The 12,911-nt window shown below is 65.7% G+C and carries 13 protein-coding genes; 5 read left to right on the top strand and 8 right to left on the bottom strand.

The genetic code is table 11. The features are described from left to right. Positions 1-26 precede the first annotated feature (26 nt). Genes Q4G50_RS06085 through Q4G50_RS06115 form a run of 7 tightly spaced genes read right to left on the bottom strand, consistent with a single transcriptional unit; the run spans position 27 to position 6,215 of the window. Positions 27-416, bottom strand: coding sequence for a metal-sulfur cluster assembly factor (locus tag Q4G50_RS06085; protein WP_303376761.1), 390 nt, complete (start codon positions 414-416; stop codon positions 27-29). Continuing rightward, positions 417-869 (bottom strand): Fe-S cluster assembly sulfur transfer protein SufU, encoded by a 453-nt coding sequence (gene sufU, locus Q4G50_RS06090; RefSeq protein ID WP_303376762.1) that lies wholly within the window; start codon positions 867-869, stop codon positions 417-419. Further along, complete coding sequence (locus tag Q4G50_RS06095; RefSeq protein WP_303376809.1) at positions 869-2,116, bottom strand: cysteine desulfurase; 1,248 nt, start codon at positions 2,114-2,116, stop codon at positions 869-871. The genes sufU and Q4G50_RS06095 overlap by 1 nt, the downstream gene beginning before the upstream one ends. Beyond that, complete coding sequence (gene sufC / locus Q4G50_RS06100; RefSeq protein WP_303376763.1) at positions 2,116-2,871, bottom strand: Fe-S cluster assembly ATPase SufC; 756 nt, start codon at positions 2,869-2,871, stop codon at positions 2,116-2,118. The genes Q4G50_RS06095 and sufC overlap by 1 nt, the downstream gene beginning before the upstream one ends. A gap of 29 nt (positions 2,872-2,900) precedes the next feature. Beyond that, positions 2,901-4,073, bottom strand: a complete 1,173-nt coding sequence (gene sufD / locus Q4G50_RS06105; RefSeq protein WP_303376764.1) for a Fe-S cluster assembly protein SufD — start codon at positions 4,071-4,073, stop codon at positions 2,901-2,903. Between the two features lie 4 nt (positions 4,074-4,077). Continuing rightward, positions 4,078-5,517: a Fe-S cluster assembly protein SufB gene (sufB, locus tag Q4G50_RS06110; RefSeq protein ID WP_303376765.1), complete on the bottom strand. Its 1,440-nt coding sequence runs from the start codon at positions 5,515-5,517 to the stop codon at positions 4,078-4,080. Continuing rightward, on the bottom strand, positions 5,514-6,215 hold the full coding sequence (locus Q4G50_RS06115) for a metalloregulator ArsR/SmtB family transcription factor (RefSeq protein ID WP_303376766.1): 702 nt from the start codon (positions 6,213-6,215) through the stop codon (positions 5,514-5,516). The genes sufB and Q4G50_RS06115 overlap by 4 nt, the downstream gene beginning before the upstream one ends. A gap of 83 nt (positions 6,216-6,298) precedes the next feature. Here Q4G50_RS06115 and mptB point away from each other — a divergent pair, with 83 nt between their 5' ends. From mptB to Q4G50_RS06140, 5 genes are read left to right on the top strand one after another with little or no spacing between them, the layout of a single operon-like run. Then, entirely contained in the window at positions 6,299-7,975 is a 1,677-nt protein-coding gene (gene mptB / locus Q4G50_RS06120; protein ID WP_303376767.1) for a polyprenol phosphomannose-dependent alpha 1,6 mannosyltransferase MptB, read from the top strand. 6 nt (positions 7,976-7,981) lie between these two features. Beyond that, positions 7,982-8,902, top strand: coding sequence for an ABC transporter ATP-binding protein (locus Q4G50_RS06125; protein ID WP_303376768.1), 921 nt, complete (start codon positions 7,982-7,984; stop codon positions 8,900-8,902). Position 8,903: 1 nt separating this feature from the next. After that, positions 8,904-9,689, top strand: coding sequence for an ABC transporter permease (locus tag Q4G50_RS06130; protein ID WP_303376769.1), 786 nt, complete (start codon positions 8,904-8,906; stop codon positions 9,687-9,689). A 50-nt stretch (positions 9,690-9,739) separates the two neighbouring features. Beyond that, positions 9,740-10,711 (top strand): heme A synthase, encoded by a 972-nt coding sequence (locus Q4G50_RS06135; RefSeq protein WP_303376770.1) that lies wholly within the window; start codon positions 9,740-9,742, stop codon positions 10,709-10,711. A gap of 17 nt (positions 10,712-10,728) precedes the next feature. Beyond that, a complete protein-coding gene (locus tag Q4G50_RS06140) occupies positions 10,729-11,694 on the top strand; it encodes a quinone oxidoreductase (RefSeq protein WP_303376771.1) in 966 nt (321 codons plus the stop codon). Here Q4G50_RS06140 and Q4G50_RS06145 read toward each other — a convergent pair. Next, complete coding sequence (locus Q4G50_RS06145; protein ID WP_303376772.1) at positions 11,691-12,824, bottom strand: HNH endonuclease signature motif containing protein; 1,134 nt, start codon at positions 12,822-12,824, stop codon at positions 11,691-11,693. The two genes, Q4G50_RS06140 and Q4G50_RS06145, sit on opposite strands and share 4 nt — an antisense overlap. Positions 12,825-12,911 lie beyond the last annotated feature (87 nt).

Raw genomic sequence — 12,911 nt, forward strand, 5'->3', positions numbered from 1 at the left:
GTCCAGGACCCGGGGTCAGCAGTTGCCTAGACGGCGAAGCCGAGCGAACGTAGCTGCTCGCGGCCGTCCTCGGTGATCATGTGGTGGCCCCACGGCGGGAGCCACACCCATTCGAGGTCGATGTGGTCGACGATGCCGTTGCCGACGAGCGCCGCCTGGACCTGGTCCTCGATGACGTCGGTGAGCGGGCAGGCCGGGGAGGTCAGCGTCATGTTGATCATGGCGACGTCCTCGCCCTCGCGGTCCTCGATCCACACGTCGTAGACCAGGCCGAGATCGACGACGTTGATGCCCAACTCGGGGTCGATGACGTCGTAGAGGTATTCCGTGACGTCGAAGGCGAGCGCCTCCTGCTCCTCTGACTGGTTCTCCGGGCGCTGGCGCTGGACGTTGTCGGTGGGGTTGTTCTCGGTCATTTATTTCTCCCTTTCATTGAGGGCGTCGGCGGTGGCGGCCTGGAAGGCCTTCCAGCCGAGCAGGGCGCACTTCACGCGGGCCGGGTACTTGGACACGCCGGTAAACGCGATGCCGTCACCGATGAGGTCCTCGTCGCCGTCGACGGTGCCGCGGGAGAGGATCATCCGCTCGAACTCGGCGAGCTTGGCGTTGGCCTCCGGCAGGGGAAGGCCGATAATCTCCTCCGCCATGACAGAGGTGGAGGCCTGCGAGATGGAACAGCCCTCGGCGTGGTAGGACACATCCGCCACGCTGGCGCCGTCCGCAGACAGCTGCACGCGCAGGGTGAGCTCGTCGCCACACGACGGGTTGACGTGGTGCACCTCGGCCTCGAAAGGCTCGCGCAGGCCCGCATGCTGCGGGTTCTTGTAGTGGTCCAAGATCACTTCCTGGTACATGGATTCCAGGTTCATCAGTTCACCCCGAAGAATTCTCGGGCGTGGTGGATGGCGTCGACAAGCATGTCGACCTCCGCACGCGTGTTGTAGATGTAGAAGCTGGCCCGCGCCGTCGACTGCGCGCCGAGCGCGCGGTGGGCGGGCCACGCGCAGTGGTGGCCGACGCGGATGCACACGCCACGGCTATCGAGCACCTGCCCAAGGTCATGCGGGTGCACGCCTTCCAGGTCGAAGGCGATCGCGGCACCGCGTTGCGACGCCTCGGTAGGCCCGACAATGCGCAATCCCGGCACCGTCTGCATGCGTTCCAGGGCGTAGGCGGTCAGTTCCTGCTCATGGGCGTGAACATTGTCCATGCCGAGTTCGGTGAGGAACTCCACGGCCGCACCCAACCCGACGACCTGACTGGTCATCTGGGTACCAGCCTCGAATCGCTGCGGGGCCGGGGCGAAGGTGGAGCCCTCCATCTTCACCACCTCGATCATGGAACCGCCGGTGAGGAAGGGCGGAAGGGTGTCCAGCAGGGTGCCGCGGGCGTAAAGCACGCCGACTCCGGTGGGCCCGCACATCTTGTGCCCGGAAAACGCCGCGAAATCTACGTCCAGGTCGTGGAAATTGACGGGCATGTGCGGCACCGACTGGCAGGCGTCGAGCACCGTGAGGGCCCCGACGGCCTGGGCCCGGCGCACCATCTCGGCGACATCAGTAACCACACCGGTCACATTGGACTGGTGGGTAAACGCCACCACCTTGACAGTGTCGTCGAGCTCGAGGGAATCGAGATCAATGCGTCCGTCTTCAGTCAGCGAATACCACTTGAGCTTCGCGCCAGTGCGCCGGGACAGCTCCTGCCACGGCACGAGGTTGGCGTGATGCTCCAGTTCCGTGATCACGATGGTGTCATCGGCGGTGACACGGTGCTTTCCCGCGCGATCGTCGCCCAGGGCATAGGCCACGGCGTTAAGGGCTTCGGTCGCATTCTTGACGAAAGCGATCTCGTGCCCCGCCGCGCCCACAAAGGCCGCGATGTTGGCGCGGGCGTTCTCGTAGGCGTCGGTGGCTTCTTCTGCGAGCTGGTAGGCACCCCGGTGGACGGGGGCAAAGGTGTTCAGCACGAACTCCTCCTCCGCCTTCCATACCCGCAGCGGGCGCTGCGAGGTGGCGCCGGAATCCAGGTACACCAGCGGATGATCGCCGCGGACGGTGCGCGAGAGAATCGGGAACTGCGCCCGGATCTTCTCGACGTCGAGGTGGCCCGCCATCACAGGAACTGGTCGTAGCCGTCGGCCTCGAGCTTGTCGGCGAGCTCAGCGCCACCGGTGGTGACGATGCGGCCGTCGGCGAACACGTGGACAAAGTCCGGCTGCACGTAGTTGAGGATGCGCTTGTAGTGGGTGATCATCACGATGCCACCGTTGGTCTCCTCCTGGTAGGAGTTGATGCCCTCGGAGACGATACGGAGGGCATCGACGTCGAGGCCGGAGTCGGTCTCATCCATGATGGCGAACTTCGGCTTGAGCAGGTCCAGCTGCAGCACCTCGTGGCGCTTCTTCTCGCCGCCCGAGAAACCCTCGTTGACGGAGCGCTCGGAGAAGGACTTGTCGATCTGCAGTGCCTCGCGGGCGGAGTTGAGCTCCTTGATCCACTCACGCAGCTTCGGCGCCTGGCCGCGGACGGCGGTGACGGCGGAGCGCATGAAGTTGGCGGAGGAGACACCCGGGATCTCGGTCGGGTACTGCATGGCGAGGAACATGCCGGCGCGGGCACGCTCATCGACGTCCATCTCGAGGATGTTCTCGCCGTCGAGCAGGATCTCACCGTCGGTGATCTCGTAGCGCGGGTGGCCGGCGATGGCGTAGGCCAGGGTGGACTTGCCGGAGCCGTTGGGGCCCATGATGGCGTGGGTCTCACCGGAGTTGACGGTCAGGTTGACGCCCTTGAGGATAGGCTTCGGCTCGCCGCTGCCGTCCGTCGGGATGACCTGGGCGTGGAGGTTCTTGATTTCCAGGGTGGACATGTACGTCTCTTTCAGATCTATGGGGTGGGTTAAGCGGTGACGGACTCAAGCTCGTCAGTGACGCGGCGCTCGAGCTCCTCGCGGATGGACTCGACCGGGATGCGGTTAATCACCTCGGAGAAGAAGCCACGGATGATCAGACGGCGAGCCTCTGCCTCGGGGATACCGCGGGCCATGAGGTAGAACACCTGCTCATCATCGAAGCGGCCGACGGTGGCGGCATGGCCGGCCCCGGCGATCTCGCCGGTTTCAATCTCCAGGTTCGGGATCGAATCCGCCCGGGCTCCCTCTGTGAGGACCAGGTTGCGGTTGACCTCGTAGGTGTCGGTGCCCTGCGCATTGGCGCGGATGAGCACGTCGCCGACCCAGGTGGTGTGCGCATCGGGCAGATCCGAGGAGGGATCAGCCTGCAGCGCACCCTTGTACATGACGTTGGAGCGGCAGTTCGGCACAGCGTGGTCGACGAGCAGCCGGTTCTCGAAGTACTGGCCGTCATCGGCGAAGTACACGCCGAGCAGCTCGGCGTCACCACCCGGGGCCGTGAACTTCACGCGCGGGACCAAGCGCACGACGTCGCCGCCGAAGGTCGCGGCGTTGTAGCGCAGCGTCGCGTCCCGGCCCAGCAGCGCGTGCTGGCCGGACAGGTGCACCGCACCGGCATCCCAGTCGGCGTCGACGATGACGGTGAGACGTGCGTTGTCACCGACGATGAACTCCAGGTTATCGGCGTGCGTGCCGGTACCGGTGTAGCGGATGAACACGGTGGCATCGGCGCCGGCCGCCACGTCGACGACGACGGCACCGAAGGAGGTGACCCCTTCGCCGCGGCCGGTGATCGTCACGGCGATCGGCTCGGTGACGTGCGTGTCCTTCGCCACGGTGATCAGCGAGGCCTCCTCCATGGAGGTCCAGGCCTGCGCGGCCACCCGATCGACCGGGGCGGCGGCACGGCCGAGACGGGCGTCATCCTTGGCGACGGTTTCGACGGTGACGTCCGCCGAGGGGGCGTCGATAAGCACATCCTGGCCGACAGCCTCGTCGAACTTGCCGTTGTGCAGGCCGCGGATGCGGCGCAGGGAAATGAAACGCCACTCCTCGTCACGGCCCGCCGGGACGGGGAAATCCTCGACGTTGAAGGAGGAGAAGAGGTCACCCTTGGTGTTGTGCGGGGTGGCGGCGTCAACAGCGGTAGCTGTGGTCATAGGTCTAGCCCACCGATCCTTCCATCTGCAGTTCAATAAGGCGGTTGAGCTCGAGCGCGTACTCCATCGGCAGCTCCTTGGCGATGGGCTCGACGAAGCCACGGACGATCATCGCCATGGCCTCCTCTTCCTTCAACCCGCGGGACATGAGGTAGAAGAGCTGGTCCTCGGACACCTGGGAGACGGTCGCCTCGTGGCCGAGAACGACGTGGTCATTGCGGATGTCGTTGTACGGGTAGGTGTCCGAGCGGGAGATGTTGTCCACCAGCAGCGCGTCACACTCCACGTTGGAGTAGGAGTGATGCGCATTGGCGTTGACCTGCACCAGACCACGGTAGGCGGCGCGGCCGCCACCACGGGCCACCGACTTGGACACGATGTTCGAGGAGGTATGCGGGGCCATGTGGGTCATCTTGGCGCCGGTGTCCTGGAACTGACCCTCACCCGCGAAGGCCACGGAGAGAACCTCACCCTTGGCGTAGGGGCCGGTCATCCACACTGCCGGGTACTTCATGGTGACCTTGGAGCCGATGTTGCCGTCGACCCACTCCATTGTCGCGCCCTCTTCGGCCTTGGCGCGCTTGGTCACCAGGTTGTAGACGTTGTTCGACCAGTTCTGGATCGTGGTGTAGCGGCAGCGGCCACCCTTCTTCACGATGATCTCCACGACCGCCGAGTGCAGCGAGTCCGACTTGTAGATCGGGGCGGTACAGCCCTCGACGTAGTGGACGTAGGCGTCCTCGTCGACGATGATGAGCGTGCGCTCGAACTGGCCCATGTTCTCCGTGTTGATGCGGAAGTAGGCCTGCAGAGGGATGTCCACGTGGACACCCTTCGGCACGTAGATGAAGGAGCCACCCGACCACACGGCGGAGTTGAGCGCGGAGAACTTATTGTCGCCGTCGGGGATGACCGTGCCGAAGTACTCGCGGAACAGCTCCGGCTGCTCCTTCAGGGCGGTGTCGGTGTCGAGGAAGATGACACCCTGCGCCTCCAGATCCTCGCGGATCTGGTGGTAGACGACCTCCGACTCGTACTGGGCGGCCACACCCGCGACCAGACGCTGGCGCTCAGCCTCCGGGATACCCAGGCGGTCATAGGTGTTGCGGATCTCCTCCGGCAGGTCCTCCCAGGACTGGGCCTGACCCTCGGTGGAGCGGACGAAGTACTTGATCTGGTCGAAGTCGATGCCCGACAGATCAGCACCCCAGGTCGGCATGGGCTTCTTCTCGAAGATGCTCAGCGCCTTGAGACGCTTCTCGAGCATCCACTCCGGCTCGTCCTTCTTGGCGGAGATGTCGCGGACGACCTCCTCGCTGAGGCCACGGCGTGCGGAGGCGCCGGCCTCATCGGAGTCGTGCCAGCCGTAGTTGTACGGACCGATCGACTCGATGATCTGGTCATCGCTCATGCTCTCCGGCGACTGCGGTGTTGCCTGGGTCATGATCCGCTCCTTTCTTCTGGAAGTTTCTCTATGGGTGTCAGGGGAATATTGGTGGTACAGATCCCTTGACCACCGGTGATGGTGGCCAGCGGTTGAACATGGACGCCGACGAGATCAGAGATCTTCGCATGTTCGGCCTCACACAGTTCGGGGTGCTCGGCGGCCACGTGGGCCACCGGGCAATGGTGGTGGCAGATCTGGATACCGTTCCCGGCCCGGGTGACCGTTGCAGCGTACCCGGCACGGTCGAAGGCTTCAGCCAACTCCCCCGCTGTTTTCTGGATGGAGGCCTCATCCTCGCCCGCGGGGGTAACCCCCTCCACGATCCGCTCGATGCGGGTCGTGGCCAGGCGCTTGACTGCCTCACTCCCCCCGGTCTCCCGGAGGATGTCCAGGGCCTCCACGGCCAACTGGTCGTAGGAGTGCCCGAAGTGGGAGCGTCCTGCGTCAGTGAGCCGGAAGGCCTTCGCCGGCCGACCGCGCGCTGCCGCGGACCCGGTCGACCTGGTGCGTCGGTTACTGGTTTCCGCCAGGCCGTCCGCCACGAGGATGTCCAGGTGCCGGCGGACACCGGCGGCGGACATGTCGAGGCGTTCGGCCAGGTCGGAGGCAGTCACCGGCGCGAGCTTGAGCAGCATGAGCATGATCTGACGACGGGTGTCGCCCTCCACGCTGCGGGTTTCGTGGTTGTCGTTCATCGTCATCACCTCCTGCTGTTGTCTATTAGACAACACTAGTGTTCCTTAATTCATTCCCGCTGTCCAACCCTTAGGATGGACAGGTGACTTCGCAGCGACCTTTCGGCTCCCTCGGCGCGATCCTCCCCCGCCTGGGTTCCGCTGGATCCCGCTCGGCGCTGCTGCACATCGAACCCGGGGGAGTCTCTGCGGCAGAGGGCGCCCGCCTGGGAGTGCGCGAGCTCAACCGCTTCCAGGCGCTGCGCTGGATCGGCACTATCGGCGCTCTGCTCATTGGCCTGGGCGCGTTGGGCGCCGGCGCGCTGCCCGTTCTGGGCAACCCCTTCTCTGCCTTCCCGGGCGGCGCCTTCATGGCGCGCATGCTCACCACCTCCTCGGTGATGGTGCTGGTAGGCGTGGGGTTACTGGTGTTGGCGTGGGCGCTGATGGCACCGTTCGTGGGTGCCACGCACCCCCGTTCGCTTCTCGACGGCGCCACCGTCACCCCTTCCCTCATCCGCCGCACATTCGCCGCGTGGGTGATTCCCCTCCTGTTCACCGCGCCCCTGTTCACGCAGGACATCTACTCCTATCTGGCACAGGGGTCGATCGTGGCGCGCGGCATGGACCCCTATGCAGCCGGACCCGTCGACCTACTCGGGCCCGAGGATCCCCTGGCCCGGTCGGTACCTTTCATCTGGTCCCACTCCCCCTCCCCCTACGGGCCGGTGGCCTTGGGGGTCGCCTCGGCGATCAGCCGGATCACCGCCGACTCCATCGCCCTCGGTGTCATCAGCCACCGCCTGGTGTCGCTGGTGGGGCTCATCGCGGTGGGCTGGGCGATCACCAAACTCGCGCGCCGCTGCGGCGTCAACCCTGTCACCGCCTTATGGCTCGGTCTGCTCAACCCGCTGACCATCCTCCACCTCGTCGGCGGCATCCACAACGAATCCATCCTGCTCGGCCTCATGCTGGTGGGCATGGAGGTGGGGCTACGCGGCGTCGATAAGCTGGGCGGGCGCAACGGACAACCGGTCGACCCCACGGGCGGTGCCGGACTGATCATCGCCTCCTCGGCGCTCATCGCCTCCGCCGGCATGGTGAAAGTAACCGGCTTCCTGGCGCTCGGCTTTGTCGGCATGAACCTGGCGAGACACTTCCAACGCGTCGGCCGCGGGCCGGTGCTGGCGGTCACCCTGGCCGTGCTCACCCAGGTGGTCCTGCTGATCGCCACCATCGCCCTGGTGACAGCAATCACCGGCATCGGTCTGGGCTGGGTGACGGGGCAGGGAGGGGCGGCGTCGATACGCAGCTGGATGTCCATGACCACCGACATCGGTGTCATCGCTGGCTTCCTCGGGATGCTCCTCGACCTGGGTGACCACACCGACACCATGCTCCTGCTCACCCGTGGCATTGGGGTGCTGGTTGCCGGCGGCTTCATGGTGCGCTTCCTTTTCGCCACCTTCCGCGGCACCATCCACCCCGTCGGCGGGCTGGGGGTATCCACGTTCGTGCTGGTCATCCTCTTCCCCGTCGTCCACCCCTGGTACATGCTGTGGGCGATCCTGCCGCTCGCCGCCTGGGCCAACCGTGTGTTCTTCCGCATCGGCGTGGTCGTCTACTCCGCCTTCTTCTCCTTCACCGTCCTCCCCCGCGGACTCGCGCTTCCCCCCGCCACCATCGGCGCAATCTACTTCGGCGCTTTGCTGGTTTTCGCCGTCGTTGTCGGACTCGGGTGGTGGCTGATGCAGCGCGGGAAGATCCGTGGCCTAGACTGACATATCGTGTCTGCAACTTTCGATGGGTCAATAGCTCTGGAGCTTCGGGGTGTGGTGAAAACATTCGGCACCACCACCGCCGTCAACGACCTGTCTCTGACCGCCCACCGCGGGGAGATTCTCGCCCTCCTCGGCCCCAACGGCGCCGGCAAGACCACCACCATCGAAATGTGCGAGGGCTTCCAGAAGCCCACCTCCGGCTCCATCCGCGTACTCGGCATGGACCCCGTCACCCAGCCCGAGGATGTCCGCGCCCGCATCGGCATCATGCTGCAGGGCGGCGGCTCCTACTCCGGCATCCGCGCCGCCGAGATGCTCCGCCTCGCCGCCGCCTACAACGACAACCCGCACGACCCCGAATGGCTTATCGACGTCCTCGGCCTCGACGGCGTCCGCCGCACAACCTGGCGACGGCTGTCCGGCGGCCAGCAGCAACGCCTCTCCCTCGCCCTGGCGATCATCGGCCGGCCCGAGCTCGTCTTCCTCGACGAACCCACCGCCGGACTCGACGCCCAGTCCCGCCTCGCCGTCTGGGAGCTTGTCGACGCCCTGCGCCGCGACGGCGTCACCGTCATCCTCACCACCCATCTCATGGATGAGGCGGAGGCGCTAGCCGACCGCATCGTCATCATCGACAAAGGCCAGGTCGTCGCCGCCGGCACCCCCGCCGAACTGACCGCCGGCGATACGGCGACCTTGAGCTTTTCCACGGATGCCCCTTTCGACGTCGCAGCTGTGCCGGTCGACGGACTGCAAGCCGTACGCCCCCTCACCTACCGTGTGGACGGCGCCGCCACCCCGCAGCTGCTGGCCACCCTCACCGCCGCGGCCGCCGAACAGGGCGTGCTCATCCGCCGACTCGACGTCGCCCACCGCAACCTCGAGGAAGTTTTCCTCGACATCACCGGACGGAACCTGAGGAGCTGACATGTCCGACACACTGAGCACCCGCGGACGTTTTGAGCCCGGTACCTTCCGGCCGGCTCCACAGCGGGCGTCGACTGCCTCGATGATCGCCGCCCAAGGGCGCACCGAAACCATCCTCTTCCTGCGCCACGGTGAACAGCAATTGCTCAGCGTCATCATCCCGCTGGCCGCGCTCATCCTCACCGCCCGCATGCCGGTGATCAGCGAGCAGACCTCGCTGGCGCAACTGTTCCCCATGGTGCTGGCGATCGCGACCTCATCCTCCGGTTTCACCGGCCAGGCCATCGCCGTCGCCTTCGACCGCCGCTACGGGGCACTGAAACGCACCGGCGCCTCCGGCGTTCCCGCCTCGACAATCATCTTCGGCAAAGTCATCGCCGTCGCTGCGATGGCGGCCTTGCAAGTCCTTCTTCTGGGGGCCGTAGCGCTCTTCCTGGGCTGGCGGGCCTCCCCCGGTGGGGTGGTCCTGGGCCTGGTAATCCTGGCCCTCGGCATCACCACCTTCACCGCCCTCGGCATGCTCATGGGCGGAACCATGAGTTCCGAAATGGTTCTCGCCTTGGCGAACCTCATCTGGTTCCTGCTGGTTGGTGCCGTCGGTTGGGTGATGTTCGCCCATGGCCTTGATGCCGCCGGCTGGTACACCGCCATCCCCACCGTGGCGTTGGCCGCCGGGCTCACCGATGCCTTCGCCGGGGTCATCCCCTGGGTGGAAATCGGCGTCCTGCTCGGGTGGGTGGGCATCGCGTCGGCTCTGGCGGTGAAATGGTTCCGCTTCGAGGCGTAGAGCTTCCTCACAACCGTCAATGATTCAAACTCGCACGTCAAACAGATAGGATGGGCGCCGTGACTTCTGCGACCGCGACCGAACAACCGACCACCACCCGCGGCCCCTCAGTGCGTCTCCAGCGCATCCTGGCCTTCATTCTCCTGCTGGCGCAGGGCGGTATCACCGTCACCGGCTCCATCGTCCGCGTCACCGGCTCGGGCCTGGGCTGTGACACCTGGCCGAACTGCCACGAAGGTTCGCTCGTCCCCGTCCAGGGCGCGGCGCCTGCGATACACCAGGCCATCGAGTTTGGTAACCGCCTGCTCACCTTCGTGCTTGCCGCCATCGCGATTGCTGTGTTCGTGGCGGTACTGCGGGCAGGGCGTCGGAAGGAGATCATCGTCTACTCGGTGCTCTCTGGTGTCGGCATCATCATCCAGGCCGTGCTCGGCGGCATCTCTGTCCACCTGGACCTGAAGTGGTGGGCGGTGGCCATCCACTTCCTGCCGTCGATGGTGCTCGTCTGGATCGCCGCGCTGCTCTACATGCGTCTGGCCGAGCCCGACCACCTGCCGCAGGTGCGCATGTTCGCTCCCATCATCCGCACGCTCACCATCGTCGCAGCCGTATGCCTGTCGGTCGTGCTGGTCACCGGCACGATGACCACCGGCGCCGGTGTCCACTCGGGTGATGACGGCGTCGGTATGGAAGGTCGCCTCGACGTCGACATCGAGCTCATGGCGCTTATCCACGCCGGCACGATGTACGTCTACCTGGCCGCTACCCTGGCCGTCATGTGGTTGCTCTACCGCGGCATGGCCTCCAAGGACGCGAAGAACACCGGCTGGGTGCTCATCCTCATGATCGCCGTGCAATGGGCCATCGGTGTCATCCAGTTCAATCTCGGTGTCCCCCGCTGGACCATCCCCGCGCACGTGGCGATGAGCTCGGTAGTGGTCGCCTTTTCCGCGTTCCTCTATGCCCACGGCCTGCGCCGCATCACCCGGATAGAGAAAAACGCCACCGTCACCGCCGAGTGATCGCTAGCCTGGATGCCATGAAGGCAATCCAGATCACAGAAACCGGAGGACCGGAGGTCCTCTTCCTGCGCGACATCGAGGCGCCGGTCCCAGGCGACGACGAAGTACTTGTCGACGTCCTCGTGGCCGGCGTCAACTACATCGACACCTACTACCGCGAGGGCGCCTACCACGCCAACGTCCCCTTCGTGCCCGGGCTGGAGGGCACCGGACGGGTCGTTCATGACCCGCGTGGGGAGATCGCCGAAGGTACCGTCGTCGCTTGGTGCGACGCCTTCGGATCCTACGCTGAGCAGGTGTGCGTGCCGCGTGACCGCCTGGTCGCGGTCCCCGAGGGTGTCGAGCCGACGGTCGCCGCCTCCATGCTCCTGCAGGGCATCACCGCCCACTACCTCACCTACGGTGTCTACAACCTGCAGGAGGGGGATTCCTGCCTTATCACCGCCGGTGCGGGTGGAGTGGGTCTACTTGCCACCCAGATGGCCGCCAACAAGGGTGCGCGTGTCTACTCGGTCGTCTCCACCGACGAAAAGGCCGAGCTCGCACTGGAGGCCGGGGCGACAGAGGTGTTCCGCTACTCCGACAACCTCGCCGAAGTGGTGCGCCGCCGCAACGGCGGGGTCGGCGTCGACGTGGTCTATGACGGCGTAGGCAAGGACACCTTCGGTGAGTCTTTGGAGGCCGTCCGCCCGCGTGGCGTGGTGTGCCTGTTCGGCGCCGCCTCTGGTGCGGTGGAACCGGTCAACCCGCAGCTGCTCAACACACACGGCTCCATCTACCTCACCCGCCCCTCGATCGGCGCCTGGACCTCCGGTGAGGGGGAGTTCCGGATGCGCGCCCAGGCTGTCACCCAGGCAGTTGTCGACGGCACGCTGAAGTTCCGCGTCTCCGGCGAGTACACGCTGGCCGACGCCGCCCAGGCCCACCGCGATCTCCAGGCTCGCCGCACCACCGGCTCCATCGTCCTGCACGTCCAGGACTAGGCGTCGGCGAGAAGCCCCAGGGCGGAGAGTTTCCGCAGGGGATGACGATTGTTCTGGGGTGGCCCGCCATCGGGTGGGAGGAACACGATCCCACCTTCCCGGCGTTCCAGGCGCCCATGTTTCGGCGGGGCGTTGGGATCATCGTCATTGCGCCCGTTATGCACCCGGCACGCCACCGAGAGGTTGGCCATGTTGGTCTGTCCCTCGTGTTCCCACGCAGTCAGATGATGGAACTGGCAATCCGCCGCCGCAGTGGTACACCCCGGGTTGGGGCAGACCAGGTTCTCCGCCATCGCCAGGATGCGCTGTTTGTCATTGGCAAACCGCGACAGGCGATAGAGATCAATCCCGCCCTCCACCAGGTCGAAGATCCCGAAAAACCCCAACTCGGACAGACCCTTTTCCACCCACTCCTTGCCGGTGATCGTCGTGCCGTCAGTCAGCCCGAAGACGGTGTCCCCGCCTTCTCCACGGTGATGGGAGACGAAATCCGGTGCCCGCATCACCCCCAACGGGATCGGCGGGGCCACACCGCCTGTCGGCCCACCACCGATGCCGTGCTGGTAGGCGGCATCCGCCATCGCCTGCTCCCACGACAGGGACGGGTCCTCGGCTCGGAGTGCGTCGGCGGTCGTCTTCAGGTGCGCGGTGTAGCGTGCCATATCCCCCGCCGGCAGCGTCAAAGTGGCGGTCCGCATCCCCTGCGCATCGGTGTTCTTGCCGCCCCGAAAGGCTCTTAAGCCCCGGTGCTCAGTATCGGGGGCGCTGCGGTTGTGTTCCCAGACCCGGTCGGCAGCCTCTCGGTCGATCTCATCGACGGTGCCGCGCAGCCCGCATAACTCCACGCGCAGTTCCCCCACCGACACCGCGGCTTTGGGTGAGAGTTTGCGCAGGTGCTTCTCAATCTTTTCGATCGCGGCTACCGGCAGGCCCCGGCCGGCAGCGCGGGCGGCTGCCTGCAGCTTTTTCTGCCGGGTCGGTCCGAAATAGACCCCGGCCAGCCGCTCCCATGATCCGGCCACCGAGGAGGACTGGCCTAGCTGCGCACGAGTGACAGCCCCGGAGGCAAGTGCCTCCAACAACTCCATACCCCGGGTACTCAGGGCTTCCACCAGCGCGGCGATATCCATGCCCCGAACGATAAACGTGGACTACGCCAGCGTCGATAAGCAAGTATCCCAGCCTGTGGATAACTACCAGTTATCCACAGAAAACCG

It is taken from the genome of Corynebacterium sp., assembly GCF_030538285.1.
Taxonomy (GTDB): domain Bacteria; phylum Actinomycetota; class Actinomycetes; order Mycobacteriales; family Mycobacteriaceae; genus Corynebacterium.